At 70.0% G+C, this 15,837-nt stretch carries 16 protein-coding genes; 7 read left to right on the top strand and 9 right to left on the bottom strand.

The window, feature by feature from the left end; all coding sequences use genetic code 11:
* Nucleotides 1–77 precede the first annotated feature (77 nt).
* The 4 genes from OHA17_RS03730 to OHA17_RS03715 form a co-directional block, all read right to left on the bottom strand.
* On the bottom strand, nucleotides 78–1,265 hold the full coding sequence (locus tag OHA17_RS03730; protein ID WP_406504001.1) for a cytochrome P450: 1,188 nt from the start codon (nucleotides 1,263–1,265) through the stop codon (nucleotides 78–80).
* Entirely contained in the window at nucleotides 1,262–2,452 is a 1,191-nt protein-coding gene (locus OHA17_RS03725) for an MAB_1171c family putative transporter (RefSeq protein WP_406503999.1), read from the bottom strand. The genes OHA17_RS03730 and OHA17_RS03725 overlap by 4 nt, the downstream gene beginning before the upstream one ends.
* A complete protein-coding gene (locus OHA17_RS03720; RefSeq protein ID WP_406503998.1) occupies nucleotides 2,449–2,976 on the bottom strand; it encodes a regulator component in 528 nt (175 codons plus the stop codon). Before OHA17_RS03720 ends, OHA17_RS03725 begins: the two co-directional genes overlap by 4 nt.
* Before the next feature lie 252 nt (nucleotides 2,977–3,228).
* On the bottom strand, nucleotides 3,229–3,684 hold the full coding sequence (locus OHA17_RS03715; protein ID WP_398873410.1) for a helix-turn-helix domain-containing protein: 456 nt from the start codon (nucleotides 3,682–3,684) through the stop codon (nucleotides 3,229–3,231).
* 659 nt (nucleotides 3,685–4,343) lie between these two features.
* Between OHA17_RS03715 and OHA17_RS03710 the strand changes: the two genes are divergently transcribed.
* Together OHA17_RS03710 and OHA17_RS03705 are read left to right on the top strand one after the other, a co-directional pair.
* Entirely contained in the window at nucleotides 4,344–5,867 is a 1,524-nt protein-coding gene (locus OHA17_RS03710) for a catalase (protein ID WP_406503995.1), read from the top strand.
* Nucleotides 5,868–5,977: 110 nt separating this feature from the next.
* Complete coding sequence (locus OHA17_RS03705) at nucleotides 5,978–7,072, top strand: glutamate--cysteine ligase (protein ID WP_406503993.1); 1,095 nt, start codon at nucleotides 5,978–5,980, stop codon at nucleotides 7,070–7,072.
* 22 nt (nucleotides 7,073–7,094) lie between these two features.
* Here OHA17_RS03705 and OHA17_RS03700 read toward each other — a convergent pair whose 3' ends face one another.
* Nucleotides 7,095–7,283, bottom strand: coding sequence for a hypothetical protein (locus OHA17_RS03700; protein ID WP_406503991.1), 189 nt, complete (start codon nucleotides 7,281–7,283; stop codon nucleotides 7,095–7,097).
* Between the two features lie 318 nt (nucleotides 7,284–7,601).
* Between OHA17_RS03700 and OHA17_RS03695 the strand changes: the two genes are divergently transcribed.
* Complete coding sequence (locus tag OHA17_RS03695) at nucleotides 7,602–8,015, top strand: STAS domain-containing protein (protein ID WP_406503989.1); 414 nt, start codon at nucleotides 7,602–7,604, stop codon at nucleotides 8,013–8,015.
* Nucleotides 8,016–8,072: 57 nt separating this feature from the next.
* Here the strand turns inward: OHA17_RS03695 and OHA17_RS03690 are convergent, their stop codons facing one another.
* Nucleotides 8,073–9,020 (bottom strand): alpha/beta hydrolase, encoded by a 948-nt coding sequence (locus tag OHA17_RS03690; RefSeq protein ID WP_406503987.1) that lies wholly within the window; start codon nucleotides 9,018–9,020, stop codon nucleotides 8,073–8,075.
* Nucleotides 9,021–9,184: 164 nt separating this feature from the next.
* Between OHA17_RS03690 and OHA17_RS03685 the strand changes: the two genes are divergently transcribed.
* From OHA17_RS03685 to OHA17_RS03670, 4 genes are all read left to right on the top strand, one after another.
* Nucleotides 9,185–10,201, top strand: a complete 1,017-nt coding sequence (locus OHA17_RS03685) for an Lrp/AsnC family transcriptional regulator (RefSeq protein WP_406503985.1) — start codon at nucleotides 9,185–9,187, stop codon at nucleotides 10,199–10,201.
* 159 nt (nucleotides 10,202–10,360) lie between these two features.
* On the top strand, nucleotides 10,361–10,900 hold the full coding sequence (locus OHA17_RS03680; protein ID WP_406503983.1) for a winged helix-turn-helix domain-containing protein: 540 nt from the start codon (nucleotides 10,361–10,363) through the stop codon (nucleotides 10,898–10,900).
* Complete coding sequence (locus tag OHA17_RS03675; RefSeq protein WP_406503981.1) at nucleotides 10,897–11,460, top strand: IS630 family transposase; 564 nt, start codon at nucleotides 10,897–10,899, stop codon at nucleotides 11,458–11,460. The genes OHA17_RS03680 and OHA17_RS03675 overlap by 4 nt, the downstream gene beginning before the upstream one ends.
* A gap of 179 nt (nucleotides 11,461–11,639) precedes the next feature.
* Nucleotides 11,640–12,017: a peptidase inhibitor family I36 protein gene (locus OHA17_RS03670; protein ID WP_398873423.1), complete on the top strand. Its 378-nt coding sequence runs from the start codon at nucleotides 11,640–11,642 to the stop codon at nucleotides 12,015–12,017.
* Between the two features lie 77 nt (nucleotides 12,018–12,094).
* Here OHA17_RS03670 and OHA17_RS03665 read toward each other — a convergent pair whose 3' ends face one another.
* The 3 genes from OHA17_RS03665 to OHA17_RS03655 all read right to left on the bottom strand — a co-directional run bounded on the left by OHA17_RS03665 (nucleotide 12,095) and on the right by OHA17_RS03655 (nucleotide 15,754).
* Nucleotides 12,095–12,976: a geranyl diphosphate 2-C-methyltransferase gene (locus tag OHA17_RS03665; RefSeq protein ID WP_406503979.1), complete on the bottom strand. Its 882-nt coding sequence runs from the start codon at nucleotides 12,974–12,976 to the stop codon at nucleotides 12,095–12,097.
* 17 nt (nucleotides 12,977–12,993) lie between these two features.
* On the bottom strand, nucleotides 12,994–14,241 hold the full coding sequence (locus OHA17_RS03660; protein ID WP_406503977.1) for a family 2 encapsulin nanocompartment cargo protein terpene cyclase: 1,248 nt from the start codon (nucleotides 14,239–14,241) through the stop codon (nucleotides 12,994–12,996).
* Between the two features lie 100 nt (nucleotides 14,242–14,341).
* The gene (locus OHA17_RS03655; RefSeq protein WP_406503975.1) at nucleotides 14,342–15,754 is read right to left on the bottom strand and encodes a family 2B encapsulin nanocompartment shell protein; all 1,413 of its coding nucleotides are present in this window, start codon (nucleotides 15,752–15,754) and stop codon (nucleotides 14,342–14,344) included.
* Nucleotides 15,755–15,837: the final 83 nt, after the last annotated feature.

Raw genomic sequence — 15,837 nt, 5'->3', positions numbered from 1 at the left:
GTTCCTTACTACGGAATTCCTTGGTGTCGGCCCCCGATCGAGAAAGCCTTCTGACGCGCAGCGTGACCTGTTGTGGGTCAGAGGATCAGGGGGAGGGTGGCCAGGCCGCGGGTGAGGCGGGTTCGACGCCAGGTCAGGGATGGTGCGGGGACGGCCAGATGGAGGTCCGGGAAGCGGATCACCAGGGTGCGCAGCGCGATTTCCGCCTCGGCGCGGGCCAGGGGGGCGCCCGGGCAGCGGTGGATGCCGTGGCCGAAGGAGAGGTGGCCGCCGGCGTCGCGATCGAGGTCGAGGCGGTGCGGGTCGGGGAACGCGGCCGGGTCGCGGTTCGCGGCCCCGGGGGCGATGAGCACCGGGAAGCCGGCCGGGATGTCGACCCCGCCGACGCGCAGGTCCTCCGTGCTGTGACGGAAGGTGGCCACGCTCACCGGCGAGTCGAGGCGGAGCAGTTCGTCCAGGGCGCCGGGGATCAGGTCCGGGTCCTGGCGCAGGCGGTCGAAGGCTTCCGGGTGCCGGAGCAGGGCCAGGACCGCGTTGCCGATGAAGTGGGTGGTGGTCTCGTGCCCGGCGACCAGGAGGAGGGCGGCCAGGGAGACGGCCTCGTCCCGGTCGAGGCCGCCCTCGTCGCAGTCGCGCAGGAGGGAGTGGAGCGGGCCGTCGCCGGGGGTGGCGCGAGCCGTGTCGACGAGATGGGTCAGGTAGTCGCCGATCCGGTGCGACGCGGCGTCGATACGGCCGTTGTCGGTCGCGTCGAAGAGGTCGTGGGACCAGCCGGCGAGCGTGGCGCGGTCGGATTCCGGCACGCCGAGGAGCTCGCAGACGACGGTGACCGGCAGGGGCACCGCCAGGTCCGCCACCAGGTCGACCTCCGTGCCCGGTCGCCACGCGGTCGTGAGGTCGTCGACGACCCGGGTGATGTACGGGCGCAGTTCCCGGACGCGTCCGGTGGTGAACAGGGGCGTCGCCACCCGCCGTTGGCGGGTGTGCGCGGGTGGGTCGCTCGCCAGCATGTTGCGGGAGATCGCCGGGTGCAGGTCGCGGTTCGAGGGACGGCCGGCGAAGAAGCGGGCCGTGTCCTTGGACAGACGGGGGTCGGTGAACGCCTCGCGGGCCTCGGGGTGGCCGGTGATCAGGTAGGCGTGGTGTCCGCCGGAGCCGGTGGGAATGCGTTGCACCGGGCAGCCTTCGCGCAGCCGGTCGTAGGTGGGGTAGGGATCGGCGAAGAAGCGCGGATCGCGCAGCGGGTCCTGCCGCGGGGCGGTCATGAGGCCACGCCCGCGTTCTCGGCTGCCGGGCGCCGCGCGTAGGCGTCCGCCACGAGCAGCAGCCAAGCGGTCTCCGCCGGGAGGTCGCCCTTGCGGGAGCGGGTGCCTGCGGCGGGCGGGGCCTCGTCGCCGTCGAGGGGGAGCCCGGCGCGCTTCGCGTCGACGGCCGCGGCGATGACCGCCGCCTCCACCTCGGCGTCGCCCTCGGGGGTGTCGGCCGTGCCCCGGCGGGCGGCCTCGGCCGCCGCGGCGTCCCGTACCGATGCCTGACGGTACCGGCGCAGGGCCAGCACGCAGTCGTTGATCTCGATGACCCGGCGGTGGAGGTGGAAGTCGAGGTCGTGGGTGCCGGCCTCGGTGCTGCCCGGGTCGAGCACGACCTCGGGGACCGCCGAGGTGACCTCCCGCCACAGGGGTTCAAGGGCGGTGAACGAGTTCCGTTCCCAGCGGCGGCGGCGCAGTTGGCTGAGGGGCCACAGCAGGGCGGGGAGGGTGAGTCCGACGGTGATGAGGAGGACGGCGACGGCGGGCGCGGTCACGCTGAACGTACAGCGGACGGGGGTCAGCGGGCTCGAACACCGGGCGTTGTCGGGCACGAGCCCCAGGCCGAGCCCGATGGAGACCAGGGCGAAGAGCTTGTACGCGGCGTAGACGAGGGCGAAGCCACAGCCGGCCGAAGTCGTGCGCAGGCCCCAGCGCTGACTGCGGCGGGACGAGCGCTTGGACTGGACCCAGGTCTGCAGCATGAAGTCCTTGGCCGCGTACACCAGGTAGGAGATGTAGATGAGCACGTAGCACGCGTACAACACCGGGTTGCGTCCGGTGAGTTGTTCGGCGGCGAAGAAGGCGGTCATGCCGGCGACGGAGATCACGAGGGCGATGACGCGCAGTCGGATCTGCCGGTGGGCCCGTTCGCGGTCCAGATTGAGCTGGAAGAGGAAGGCGAGGATCGAGGTGGCCGCCGTCAGGGTGAAGGTGTTGCTGAGGAGGCGGGCGACATCGGGGACCACCGATTCGACCGCGCGCTCCACGGCAGGGGCGTAGGAGGCGAAGGCGAGGGCGAACGAGGTCAGCAGCGCCGCCATCGCCCAGGTGCCCGTGGGGCGGTGTCCGCCGCGTCCGCGCACCCAGTAGGCGGCGAAGCACAGCAGCACGACGGCCGTGCCCGTGAACACGATGTTGATCATTTCCGGTGGCGATTCTTCCTGTGTGGCTCGGCGAACAGCGCGTCCCAGCTCTCGGCGCCGCTGGTGGGCCGGCTCGACGGGCCTTCGCGTCCCCGGTACATGAGTTGTCGGATCACGCTGGCCATCACCTCGGCCTCGCGCTCGTCCTCGCTGGTGTAGCTGGTCCGGCCGGACATGCGCCGCACGAGGGTGGGGTTGAACCCGATCGCGCGCAGGGTGTCCTGGTCCAGTTCCAGGCTGCCGGGGTGGTCGCAGATGATGTGGCTGATCTCGTGGGCGAGGATGTGGTTCTGGTGGAGGGGGGAGGTGGCCTCCTCGTAGAACAACAGGTCGGCGTCCGGGGTCTCCAGGCGGATGCCGCACGGAGCGTCCATGGCGCCCAGAGTGCTCAAGGGGCGCAGGACGATGGGGCGTCCGCGTTGCTCGGCCACGGCGTCGCGGAGGTCGCGGGTAGTGAAGCGGTGCGGGAGTCGAAGCGCCTCGACGCGCGCCTCACACGTGGCGCGAAGCTGCTCAAGGTCCATGTCCTCACTCCGGTGACGCCGGTCGGGGGCGGTCGGCCGGGGCACACCTCTGGCTGGAAGCCCGGTATGCGGGCCCCATGCTGACATGATCGCGACTCCGCTTCGAGGGCGGGGTGCCGCCGCCGTCGGGCCCTGCGGCTCGGGGTGCCCGGCTTGTGCCGGGAAACACCTGATGCCCCCTGCCGTCGAGCTGTCGCAAGGGGGTGCCGTGTCGGGGCGCGGGGAGCGCGTGATCGTCGCCCGGTGAGGGGTTCAGTCGTCCAGGTCGAGGTCCTGCGCGGGGTCGTCGGTGGTCAGTCCTTCGAGTTTCCGGGCCTGTTCAATCACGGTGGACAGCATCTTCAGGCTGTCGACGCTCAGGCCGTTGGCGCGCAGGGCCACCTTGCGCACGTCCTGATCGCGCATGGCGGCCAGGAGGCCGATCTCCGCCTTGGTGCGTTCGGCGGCCGCGCTGTCGACGAAGTAGCCCGCCGGTACGCCGAAGAAGTCGGCCAGGGCCTTGATGGTGTGCCGCGTCGGGTTCCGCTTGGCCCCGGTGCGCAGTTGCTGGATGGCACTCGCCGTCACCCCACGCCCCTCTCCGGTCGCGGCCTTGCGGATTCCCTCGGCGACCTCCGCGTAGGTGTAGGGCCCCCGGGAAGGGGGGTGCACCTCGCGGAAGAGGTGGTCCAGGAGTTGGGCGAAGGTGGGCGACTCGTCATCCTCCACGTACACGACCTCCTTGGTGTGATGTCGAGCCTTTGCCCACCACAGTGTTGCTCGAAGCCCGTCGGGCCGGCCCCCGGCAACACTTTGGTTGACGCCGGACAGTCACTCTGGTGTACGTTACCAATGCTTCTCCGCCACTGAAGTGTCGAGGGGGAGTGGTGGCGGTGCCGGCCGGGTCGAGGCCGAGCTTCACGGGGGTGAGCTCGGCCGACGGCCCGGAGCACCGTGACCGCGCCGGACGGGTTCGCCCCGCGCTGCGACCTTCACACGGTCGCGAGCACAGCAGGTCGGTCGACCTGGGTCTCCGGCTCCTCGAACTCCGGCCACGGCCCGCCGCACGCGTGAGCCGCCCCGGCAGCAGGCCCGACGACGACCGTGCACACCGCTTCCCCCGTCGGCTGACCCCACCGGGCCGTGCGGGGCGTCCGGCTGGCGGGAGCGGCGTACGGCGGCTAGAGGTAGGGGGTGTGGGTACGCCGCTCAGGGGTACTGGCGGACCGCGAAGGGGGCGACATGTGACGAGGAGGAGCGATGGGTCTGTCGAGCCCGGCTTCCCCTGGACGAGCTGAGCCGCCGACTCGCCCAGCACGGGCCGGCGCGACGTCGTGCCGTTGATTGACCAGTGTTTCGCCTTGCACCGTCTGACGGAGGACAGATCGATGACCGACACTTCGCGTGAGCCGACCACCACTGATTCCGGCGCTCCGGTGGAGAGTGACGAACACTCGCTCACCGTCGGCCCTGGTGGGCCGGTCCTGCTGCAGGACTCCTACCTGATCGAGCAAATGGCGCAGTTCAACCGGGAGCGGATTCCCGAGCGTCAGCCGCACGCCAAGGGGAGCGGTGCCTTCGGGCATTTCGAAGTGACCGGTGACGTCAGTGCCTACACCCGCGCCGCGCTTTTCCAGCCCGGCGCCAGGACCGAACTGGTCGTCCGGTTCTCCACGGTCGCAGGAGAGCGCGGCAGCCCGGACACCTGGCGGGACCCGCGCGGCTTCGCGGTGAAGTTCTACACCAGCGAGGGCAATTACGACATGGTGGGTAACAACACCCCCGTGTTCTTCGTCAAGGATCCGATGAAATTCCAGCACTTCATCCGGTCCCAGAAGCGCCGCGCGGACAACAATCTGCGCGACCATGACATGCAGTGGGACTTCTGGACCCTCTCGCCGGAGTCGGCTCACCAGGTCACGTGGCTCATGGGTGACCGTGGCATCCCCCGCACCTGGCGGCACATGAACGGCTACACCTCCCACACCTACATGTGGATCAACGCCCAGGGTGAGCGCTTCTGGGTGAAATACCACTTCAAGACCGACCAGGGCATCGAGTTCTTCACTCAGGACGAGGCCGACCAGATGGCATCGGCCGACACCGACCACCACACGCGGGATCTCTTCGAGCACATCCGCGACGGCGAGTATCCGAGCTGGACTCTGCATGTGCAGGTCATGCCGTACGAGGACGCGGCGGAATACCGGTTCAACCCGTTCGATTTGACCAAGGTGTGGCCCCACGGCGACTACCCGCTGATCGAAGTGGGCCGGATGACTCTGGACCGCAATCCCACCGACCACCATGCGGAGATCGAGCAGGCGGCGTTCCAGCCGAACAACTTCGTCCCCGGGATCGGCCCCAGCCCGGACCGGATGCTGTTGGGCCGGCTGTTCTCGTATGCGGACGCGCATCGTCATCGGATCGGCGGCAACTACCAGCAACTGCCCGTCAACGCCCCGGTCGTTCCGGTGAACACGTACTCGAAGGACGGGGCGATGGCGTACCGCAAGACCGTCGACCCGGTCTACGCGCCGAACTCGAAGGGCGGCCCCGCGGCCGACACCGACCGGTACGGGAACCCGCCCAGCTGGCACACCGACGGGGAGATCACCCGCTCGGCCTACGTCTCTCATGCCGAGGACGACGACTGGGGCCAGGCAGGCACCATGGTGCGCGAGGTCATGGACGACGCGGCCCGGGACCGGCTGGTGGACAACGTCGCGGGCCACCTCCTCAACGGGGTCACCGAGCCGGTTCTGCGACGCGCCTTCGAGTACTGGTCCAACATCGACAAGTCGATCGGTGAGCGCATCGAACGGGAGGTTCGCGCCGAGGCGGACGCGAAGGACCCCAAGGCCGCCGAGCAGAGCAACCCCGCACGACGGGACATGCAGGGCAAGGCCTGACCACAGCGGGGGCGCCCCTTCGGCGGCCCCACCGGCACAAGGCCCCGTGGTCGGGGCGCGGGTGAGGCGGGTGCCGGTACGGTCGGCCGTGCGGCGGGTAGTCACTGGCCATGATCACCATCGGGGTCGAAGAGGAGTACCTGCTGCTTGATCCGGTCACCGGCCACCCCGTGCCTCTGTCCGAGGAGGTGCGCCGCGCCGCGGGGCTGGAGGCGCTGGCCGAGGACGACGAGGTGCAGCTGGAGCTGCTGCAGGCCCAGGTCGAGGCCGCCACGCCCGTGTGCGGCAGCCTGGAGGAAGTAGCCGGTCATCTGCTGCGTCTGCGCCATGCCCTGGGCACTGCTTCGGAGCGGGCCGGGTGCCGGCTCGCGGCGACCGCCGCGGCTCCTGTGGCGGGCACGGAGTCCGTGCCGGTCACGGACAAGCGCCGGTATTTGGAACTGAGCAGGAAGGGCGGTCACCTCGTCGACGGCATGCTGATCAACGGGATGCACGTGCATGTCGGGATGCCGGATCGGGAAGTGGGTGTGGCGGTCCTCAACCGCCTCCGAGTCTGGCTGCCCACACTCCTGGCCATGTCGGCGAACTCCCCGTTCTGGGAAGGCAACGACACCGCCTTCGCGAGCTGGCGCACCCCCTCGTTCAGCCGTTGGCCGGTCAGCGGGCTGCCGCCGCGGTTCGAGGACTTGGAGGACTACGAACAACGGATCGCCGCGCTGGTCGCGTCCGCAACCGTCGCCGACGCGGGGCAGCTCTACTGGCAGGCCCGGCTCTCCGAGCGCTACCCCACGCTCGAAGTGCGCTGCATGGACGTCCAGCTACGCGCGGACGACGCCGTGATGCTCGCGGGAATCGTCCGCGCCCTGGCCGCCACCGCCATCCGCGAGCAAAAGGAGGCCGTCCCCGAGCCGGCCTGCCCTCCCGAACTGCTCCAGGCCGCGATGTGGCACGCCGCCCGCCACGGCCTCGGCACCACCCTCATCGACCCCGGAGGCCGCCCCCGCCCCGCCGGTGATGTCCTGGCCCAGCTGGCCCAGCACATCGCCCCGGTCCTCGCGGAACACGGCGACGGCCGCCACGTCGATCCCCTCCTCCACCGTCTCCTGCGCCAGGGCACGGGCGCCGACCGTCAGCGCCACGTCCTGGCCGAGGGAGGGCTCCCGGCCCTGATCGACTTCATCATCGGCGAAACGGCCTCCACCTGAACGGCATGCGAGTGTCTGGAGGTCACGCGGGTTCGGTCACCTGCATGCGGCGCTGGAAGGCCGTCATGCACGGCAGGCAGTGGTGATCGGTCTGCGTGTCCTCTTCAGGGCCGAAAGGCTGGCCGCACAGGGCGGCGCGCTGGCCGTGGGCGACGACGTGCCACACCGGGCGGGCGCCGCTGACGGCTATGCCGACGTGCATTTCGTACATGACAGTCCTCCGTACAGTGGACAGCACTCCACGCCATCACGGCTACGGGCCCCGCGCGCCTGGAGCGTGGCGTTCGGGTGACCCGCGCATGCTGGCGGCGCGGGTTTCCGCGATCGGCGCGGGAGGCGGGCGTGGCCGGCGTGGAACGTCCACCCTGTACGTGCTTGTGGCCCGTCGCCCGTCCCTCCCCGTAGGACGCCGATTTCACGCAACAAAAAGGCGGAATTCCATTTCCGGTATCGCTTGACGCATGACGGGGCGGAGGGGAGATTAATGGGGACGGACGTAGCCGGGTGGAGTCCTCTTGGGGAGGCTGCCATGACAGCTCCAGGCCTGTCCCCGCGAGCCGGGGGCACCGAGATAGGTCCTTTCGCGCAACCGTCGACGCCCGCTGATCGCGGACGCACGGTCGTCCTGGTCGAAGGCGAGCTCGACCTCGACACTGCGCAGCCTCTGTACCAGCACTTGCGCAGGGCATTGGACCGCTCGGAGGGCGGCCTGGTCCTCGACTTTCACGGGGTCGGCTTCTGCGACTGTTCTGGACTGAACGCGGTGCTCCGTATTCGTCATCGTGCTCTGGCACAGGGCAAGACGATCAGCATTCGGGCGGCGGGCCCCGCGGTGGAGAGGCTCTTGGTGATGACCCGTACCCGCGCCCTGTTCGCTTCCGCCGGCCACACCTGCCCCCGGACCGGAGTGACCCCGGCCCGGGTCCTGGGACCTCCGGCGTGAACGAGCAGCACGCGTCGGAGAACGTGGGTGGTTTACGGCGCGGCGTGAACAGGCCGATCAGCGGGTGAACTGTTCGCCGGGAGACGGGGGAACGCGGGAATCGTGGCGATCCAGCTGCTTCCGCAGGAACGCGATCTCCGCCTCGGCGGCCTGTTCGTGCGATTCGAGGAACGGGGCGTAGTGGCGGCCGGGGAGGTGGACCACTTCGGATTGCGGCGCGTTCCCGGCCGCCTCGACGGCGGGAGCGGTGAGCACGCTCTGGTCCTGGTCACAGACGACCACCAGCAGCGGGCACCGGATCCGGGAGGCATGGCGGCCCGGCCGGTACCTGCCGACCTGTAGGGCGATCCGCGCGGCCACCGTCTGGTCCCAGTTCGTGTGGCGGCGCTCGGGGTCGAGCGCCCGGTCGGCGTCCATGGCGTCGGGCGTGGTGAGCGAGGCGACGGCGCCGCGCGGTCCGGCGGTCGGGATCAGGATCGGCGGACGCCCGACGAGGCCCCCGAGCGCGTCCGCGACGCCCAGCCCGAGGAGCCGGATCAGCGCGGAAGGCGTCATGGAACGCAGCGCGTTGGGAGCGACCGCGCGGCCGTCGACCAGCGGGGTCTGAGCGATCGCGCCGGTCAGTCGAGGGTGGTCGGCCGCGACGTGGAAGACGTGGCCGCCCGCGAGCGAGAAACCCCAGACCGAGATCCGGTCCGGATCGACGTCGGGCAGACCGGCCGCGAACTCGATCGCGGCGTGCCAGTCGGCGATCTGCTCGTCGATGCGGACGATCTGGCGCGGCGCGCCCCCGCTCTCCCCGAACCGCCGGTGGTCGAAGGCGAGGACGGCGAAACCCGCTTCGTTGAACCTCGCGGCGAACAGGTCCGAGGCCGGTTCCTTCGTCACCGAGGTTCCGCCGGCCATGATCACGCAGCCGCCGTTGGACCCCGGGTAGTGCCAAGCGGCGCATGAGGTGCCGCCGCTGGCGAAGCGTACTTTTTCCCGTTGCTTGGACACGGGCATGTGGACCTCCATGGTGGATCCGTCGTTCTCGGGGTGCTGTCTCCGGGAGCTGTGAAAGCCGCCGACGTACGTCAAGGACGGGGCGGAGTGGATGACATCCATGGTTGGGCCGTGTTCACGGCGAAGGGCCCCGCAGCACCCCGGAATGGGCGAAACTTGCCCTCATGGCGCGCGCATCGGTGGATTCCGTACTGAGTCACCAGGACCAGCGGCTGGTGGCCGCGTTGCAGTGGGACGGCCGCCTCACCGCGGAGCGGGCGGCCCACGTGCTGGGGCTCAGCCCCGCGACCGTGCGCCGCCGGCTGCAGGCGCTCGGCGCCGACGGCACCGTGCGCGTGGTGATCTCACCGGTCGCGCGGCCACGCAACGGCGGCTCGGCCGGGGCCCTGTTCCTGCGCATCCGGGTCCTGCGGGGAAAGCTCGACACGATCGTGGCCGCGCTCGCGGCGCGCGAGGACATCCCCTTCATCGACGTCACGACCTCGGGCGACGAGATTTTCGCGGTCGCCCGCACCGAGCCGGGATCACGCGACCCATTGGTCTTCCGGCAGTTGCCGTCCACCCAGGCGGTGACGTCGCTGGAGACCGCCACGATCCTGCACGTCTTCCGGCTCACCTCCGAGTGGCGACACCAAGTGCTGACCGCGCCCGAACGCGCGGCCCTGAGCCCGGCCGAACCAGCCCCCGAAGCATCCGATTCCGGTTCTCCGGGCCCGTACGGTGTCGACACCGACGCCCTGGAACAGACCCTCATCGACGCGCTCACCCCCGACGCGCGCCTGTCCGCGGCCGCTCTGGCCGCGCGCACCGGCCACCCGGAGAGCACCGTGCGCCGCCGCCTCGCCCAACTCGCCGCCCAGGGACGCCTGATCACCCAGGTCCTGGTCGAGCCCCGCCGCCTCGGGCTGCCCATCGAGGCCAAACTCATGCTGCACGTGGCCCCCGACCACCTGGCCGCCGCCGGCCGAGCCCTGGCCGACCACCCCTCTGTGCACGGCGCGTTCGCGACATCTGGCCCCTCCAACCTGCACGCGGCCGCGTACTTCCCGGACCTGGCCGCCCTCTACGGCTTCCTCTCCCACGACTTGGTCGGCCTGGGCATCACCCACGTCGAATCGGCCATCGTGAGCCACGCCGCCAAACGCACCCCGGCACCGGTCCAGCCGCTCCTGTCGAGGTGACAGCCCCTGATATGGAACTGGCCACAGGGAACTATTTCGGTGGGTCGCCGTCCCTCCAACCAGCGCTGTAGACCCCTGGTTGCATGGTGTGTCGGCCTACTGACCTTTCCGATGGGTTGTCGGCGTGATGTCGGCGGTGTTCCGCGCTATGCCTGGGCTATGCGATACGCGCAAGGGGGTGGGCTCCGGGCTCATGAACAGGCCGCCCGTGAACGGGTACGGATGCTGGCAGCCGAGGGCTTTGAGCGGGGCGGGAAGAACACGGTCATCGCGAAGGACCTGCGGGTGAGCGTCCGTTCGGTCGAACGCTGGAGGCGGGACTGGAGGGCTCACGGCAGGGCCGGTTTGCGCTGTTCGGGGCCGGCCAAGAGTCCGAAGGTCGGCCCGCAGGAGTTCGCCGGACTGGAGGAGGAACTGCTGCGGGGGACGGTGTTCCACGGATGGCCGAACGAGCGGTGGACCCTGTCGCGGGTGCAGACCCTTCTCGTTGAGAAGCTCGGCGTGTGGCTGTCGATCCGCGGAGTGTGGGAGTTGCTGCGGCGTCACGGCTGGTCGTGCCAGCAGCCTGCGCGGCGCGCGGTGGAGCGTGATGGGGCGGGCGTCGCAGGCTGGGTGAAGGAGACTTGGCCGTCGGCAAAGCCATCGCGGCGACGCGCGGGGCCTGGCTCGTCTTTGAGGACGAAGCCGCTGTCTCGATGACGTCGCACCGCGGCCGGACCTGGGCCCCGAGGGGGAAGACCCCCGTGATCCAGTTCAACGGCTCCTCCCGCGGACGGGTGACCCTGGCCGCACTCGCCTGCTACAAGGCCGGTGAGCGCAGCCGGCTCATCTACCGCCCACGCGTCCAGGGCCATCACCTGGGCAGTCAAAGGGGGTTCACCTGGCGGGACTACCGTGATCTGCTGGTGCGGGCCCATCTCCAGCTCGGCGGGCCCGTCGTGGTGATCTGGGACAATCTGAATGTCCACCGCAGCGCCGACCTCAGGGACTATGCCGCCGAGCATGACTGGCTGACCATCGTCCAGCTGCCGTCGTATTCACCGGATTTGAATCCGGTGGAGGGCATCTGGTCCCTTCTGCGGCGGGCCGTGACCGCGAACATCGTCTTCGCCGACCGCGACCACCTCGTCCGGGCCGTCCGCAGCGGCCTGCGGCGAATCCAGCACACACCAGCCCTCATCGACGGCTGCCTCGACGGCACCGGCCTCTCGCCACCTACAGATGACACCAGCCCGACAACCCATCGGAAAGGTCAGTAACGCTGTCGTTGCAGCCGCCACCACACCCTCGTTGGATGTGCTGGTCCGGTCGATTCCCCTACCGTCATCGGGGTCAGGAGGGGAAAGCCGAGAGGGCCCATAGGAGTTGGGCGCGAATGCGTTCCGCCACTCCCATGATTGGCTCGGTGCGGCCACCCATGTCTCAGAGGAGATAACACATGCGTATGACCCAGAAACTCGCGGCCATCGCCGGTGGCGTCGCGCTGACCGGTGGCCTGCTGGTCGGGGGCGCCAGTGCGGCACAGGCCAGTCCGCAGGCTGCGGCGGACTGCCCGGCGGGCTACTTCTGCGTCTGGGCCGGGGCGAACTACACCGGCCACCGGCAGCAGGTCGCGGGGACCAACGACGACCTGACCCAGTACCCCGTCTTCCAGAACTTCAAGTCGTGGTACAACCACGGCAGTTCCTGTGACTTCAAGTGGTACTCGGCGAAGAACCACGGCGGATCCAGTGGCGTCGTCCCCAGGGGATACAAGGTGGCGTCCGACGGCGCGTCCCACTACATAAAGTCCAACTCCTGGGTCAACTGCGGCTGACCGGCGGCCCGTTGAGCGCTCCGGCCATGTCCCGGGGAGGCCCGTCCCAGGACATGGCCTCCCCGGTCAGCGGGCGGTCAGACTCGGTCGGCCGCGATCAGGACGTACTGGAACGACCCGTCCCGGTACGAGTTGATGAACGCCTCCTCGATGCCGGTGACCAGCGACGACGTGGCCCGCAACTCCCAGTACGGCAGGGTGTCGGGGGTGAGGTCGATGACGGCCTGCGGGACGAGGCGGTTGTCGGCCATCGCGCGCAGGTACTCGCGCCGCGAGTGGATGTTGCACTCGAAGTGCGCGTTGATCTGCGAGACCCACTTCGAGGGCTGGCCGTACCGCGGGTTCCAGCAGCCGGTGATGGTCACGTAGCGGCCGCCGACCTTCAGGATGCGGGAGTGCTCGGCGAAGAGGTCGTGCAGGTCGACGTACATGCTCGACTCGTTGTTCCACGACGCCGCGGCCTGCCCCGTCTCGAACGGCGTGGAGAGCATGTTGCAGACGCGGGCGCGGACATGGTCCTGGATGCGGAGTTCGCCCGCGCGCCGGTTGGCGAACTCGGCCTGCTTGGCCGACAGGGTGACACCCTCGACCTTGCATCCGAAGCGCTGGTGCGCCATCACCATCGAGCCGCCCCGGCCGCAGCCGGCGTCCACCAGGGTGTCGTCCCGCCCGATGTCACCGAGGTGTTCCAGGAGGAGCTCGGCCTGCGCCGACTCCAGCCGGTGGAGCTCGGTGATCAGCTTCTTCTCGCTCTCGCTGTCGTCGGCGTCGCCGAGCGCGGCATGGTCGACGTCACCGATGCCGTAGTGGTGGTGGTAGAGACCGTCGACATCGCCGAGCCGCAGGTTCACGGGCCTGGCCTCGCCGTCCCAGTACCGCGCGATGTCCCCCTGATAGGGCGTCGTCGGGCCCGGGATGAAGACGGAGGCGTCGGTGGCGGTGAGTTCGGTGCTGGTCACAGATGATTCCATTCTTCCTACCAGAAGTCCGGCAGGCTGTAGCGGTAGGTGTTCGTTTGGTGCCAGTGGTGGTTGCCGTCGACCCATGCGGCAACGCCGCGCAGGAAGCGCTGCACGCTTGGGACGGGGCAGTCTGCGGCCAGGGCCGCGGCTTCGGTCTCGAAGTCGTGCATGAGGTCGTTGTGGACCTCGACCGACTTCAGATAGGCGTCCCGGTCGGAGAGGCCCTCACGTTCGGCGATCACGACCGGCAGATTCAAGTGCCGCCCGGGAGCGTCGAGTTCCTTGGTGTACGAGTACAGGTCGTTCACGATGGTCGTCGCGTTGCCCGCGAGCGCGATGACCTTCTGCATGGCGGGTTGCGCGTGCAGGTCCGCCGGCAGTTCGTAGCCGCCGACGGTGTCGGTGATGGTGGGGCAGGGGCGGAAGTTGTTGAACTGGCGCATCGCCAGGTACTCCCACACCTCGGGTACGTGGTCCTGCTGGGCCCACGCTGCTTCGGCGAGGTATCCCATGTGCAGCCGGGCCATGTCGTGCCGGAACCGGTCGATCTGCGAGGCGCTCGCCGTCTGCGCGAAGTACTCCATGGCCGAGCGGTACGCGCGCCGGGGCGCGTCCGAGTGGAGCGACTTGGCCCACTCCGGTTGGTACTCCCGCGTCGTGTGCAGGGGGTCGAGGGCGGTGTGGGCGAGCAGAAGGCGTTCGCCGAGGCCGATGGGCGAGCCGCCGTGGTCCTCGCAGTAGCAGTCGTCCACCGCGTTCTCCGCCACCATCAGGCGGGTGGCGATCATCAGGTGGTCGACGGTGGGCGCGTCCGGATGGCAGCCGACCATGTACCGGCCCACGGAGAAGCCGTCGAACTCCTCCTCCCAGTCGTCCGGATACAGCGAAACCTCGTCCAGCGCCCAGGACTTGATCCTGCGGCTGACCTCCTCGACCCGCACCGGGTCGGGCTCGGGCACCGGGTGGTGGTAGAGGCCCGGGACCGGCGTGCCCTGAGCCGGCGCCGGCGGTTCCTCCGGCAGGGTCAGGCGCAGGCCCGCCGTGCCCAGGCCCGTGGGACCGCGCAGGACCCGTTCCAGACCGGCGCTCGGTGCCGGTACGTCGGCTGACGGGGCGGGCAGGGCGGGTGCACCGGGCGGGCCGCCGGTGGCGGCCGTGATGTCGCGGGCGCGGGCCGCGGCGTCGGTGAGGACGTACGCCCCGAAGTGGGCAGCGGCCTCGGGCAGGCTCGACCGCGGAGGTGTCGGCTCAGGCGCGGGCATCCATGGCTCCTTGGTGGGATGGGCGTCTTGCCCAGGGTGTTTCGGGCGTGCGCGAGCACCCCGGAAGGGGGGTGGCGCCACGCCGGGCGGGCCGGGTCCGCTAGCTGGGCCGGCGGGCGATCTGCACGTTCTCCAGGACGCCGACCGCGTCCGGCACGAGGATGGCGGCGGAGTAATAGGTGCTGACGAGGTACGACGTGATCGCCTTCTCGTCGAGACCCATGAAGCGGACCGACAGACCCGGTTCGTACTCGTCCGGCAGACCGGTCTGGTGCAGGCCGATGACGCCCTGGTTGTCCTCGCCGGTACGCATGATGAGGATCGAGCTGGTCCTCTCCTTGGTGATGGGGATCTTGTCGCAGGGCAGGATCGGGACCCCGCGCCAGGCCTGGACCCGCTGGCCGCCGAGGTCGACCTGGTCCGGGCAGAGGCCGCGCGCGTTGAACTCACGCCCGATCGCCGCGATCGCCCTGGGGTGCGCCAGGTAGAACTTGGAGCCGCGGCGGCGGCAGAGCAGCTCGTCCATGTCGTCCGGGGTCGGCGGGCCGGAGCGCGGCTGGATGCGCTGCTTGAAGTCGGCGTTGTGGAGCAGGCCGAACTCCCGGTTGTTGATCAGCTCGTGCTCCTGGCGCTCGCGCAACGCCTCGACGGTGAGCCTGAGTTGCTCCTTGGTCTGGTTCATCGGCCCGTTGAAGAGGTCGGCGACCCTCGTGTGGACCCGCAGAACGGTCTGCGCGGCGGAGAGCTCGTACTCGCGCGGCCGGGCTTCGTAGTCGACGAACGCGCCGGGCAGGCCGTGTTCCCCGTGGTGGCCGGCGGACATCGCGATCTCGGCCTCGCCGCGGTGGTTCTGTCGCCGGCGGGGGAGGGACTTGAAGCGTTCGACGTGGTCCTGCAGGCCCGGCGCCCCGGACAGCACGGCCGCGAAGTCGGCGCGGGACAGGGTGAGCAGGGTGCCCGAGGTCTCGGCGGTGGCGGTGTGTTCCCACCGGGCGTTCTCGTCGAGCAGGGCGATCTCGCCGAACCGGTCGCCGTCGCCGAGCACGTCCAGGGCGAGCTCGTCGCCGTACCCTCCGACGGAGGTCTGGCTGATCCGGCCGTGGGCGATCAGGTGGAGCCGGTCCGCGGGCGCGCCGCGCTCGACCAGCGTCTCGCCGGCCCCGAAGTCGCGCTGGACGCAGCGATCGGCGATTCCGGTAAGGACCTCCACGTCGTCGAAGCCGCGCAGCAGGGCCAGTTCGCCGAGCTGACTGGGGATCACCCGGACGCCGGCGCCGTCCTGGACGAACTCCACCCGCCCGTCGCCGACGGTGTAGGTGAGGCGGCGGTTCACCCGGTAGACCCCGCCCTTGGTCTCCACCCAGGGGAGCATCCGCAGCAGCCAGCGAGAGGAGATCTCCTGCATCTGCGGGGCGGACTTGGTCGTGGTGGCAAGGTTGCGGGCGGCCGCCGTGCCCAGGCTGGACTGCTGCGGCGGCTCCAGTCGGGTGTCGGGGCTCGAATCAACAGTCATCGGCGCGCACTCCTTGGTCAGGGCGGTGACGGGCGCACGTGGACGCCGCCGGGCAAGGGGAGGGAAACCAGGGTAATCCGGGT

The sequence above is a fragment of the Streptomyces sp. NBC_00212 genome, from assembly GCF_045206365.1.
GTDB lineage: Bacteria > Actinomycetota > Actinomycetes > Streptomycetales > Streptomycetaceae > Streptomyces.
Note: the sequence above shows the minus strand (reverse complement) of the source record. Positions and strands in the feature narration are given on the sequence as shown.

Coding starts and splice junctions, on each gene's coding strand:
- OHA17_RS03730 (WP_406504001.1), bottom strand. CDS start 1,265: ATGACCGCCCCGCGGCAGGACCCGCTGCGCGATCCGCGCTTCTTCGCC.
- OHA17_RS03725 (WP_406503999.1), bottom strand. CDS start 2,452: ATGATCAACATCGTGTTCACGGGCACGGCCGTCGTGCTGCTGTGCTTC.
- OHA17_RS03720 (WP_406503998.1), bottom strand. CDS start 2,976: ATGGACCTTGAGCAGCTTCGCGCCACGTGTGAGGCGCGCGTCGAGGCG.
- OHA17_RS03710 (WP_406503995.1), top strand. CDS start 4,344: ATGACCGACACTTCGCGTGAGCCGACCACCACTGATTCCGGCGCTCCG.
- OHA17_RS03705 (WP_406503993.1), top strand. CDS start 5,978: ATGATCACCATCGGGGTCGAAGAGGAGTACCTGCTGCTTGATCCGGTC.
- OHA17_RS03700 (WP_406503991.1), bottom strand. CDS start 7,283: ATGTACGAAATGCACGTCGGCATAGCCGTCAGCGGCGCCCGCCCGGTG.
- OHA17_RS03695 (WP_406503989.1), top strand. CDS start 7,602: ATGACAGCTCCAGGCCTGTCCCCGCGAGCCGGGGGCACCGAGATAGGT.
- OHA17_RS03690 (WP_406503987.1), bottom strand. CDS start 9,020: ATGCCCGTGTCCAAGCAACGGGAAAAAGTACGCTTCGCCAGCGGCGGC.
- OHA17_RS03685 (WP_406503985.1), top strand. CDS start 9,185: ATGGCGCGCGCATCGGTGGATTCCGTACTGAGTCACCAGGACCAGCGG.
- OHA17_RS03680 (WP_406503983.1), top strand. CDS start 10,361: ATGCGATACGCGCAAGGGGGTGGGCTCCGGGCTCATGAACAGGCCGCC.
- OHA17_RS03675 (WP_406503981.1), top strand. CDS start 10,897: ATGACGTCGCACCGCGGCCGGACCTGGGCCCCGAGGGGGAAGACCCCC.
- OHA17_RS03670 (WP_398873423.1), top strand. CDS start 11,640: ATGCGTATGACCCAGAAACTCGCGGCCATCGCCGGTGGCGTCGCGCTG.
- OHA17_RS03660 (WP_406503977.1), bottom strand. CDS start 14,241: ATGCCCGCGCCTGAGCCGACACCTCCGCGGTCGAGCCTGCCCGAGGCC.
- OHA17_RS03655 (WP_406503975.1), bottom strand. CDS start 15,754: ATGACTGTTGATTCGAGCCCCGACACCCGACTGGAGCCGCCGCAGCAG.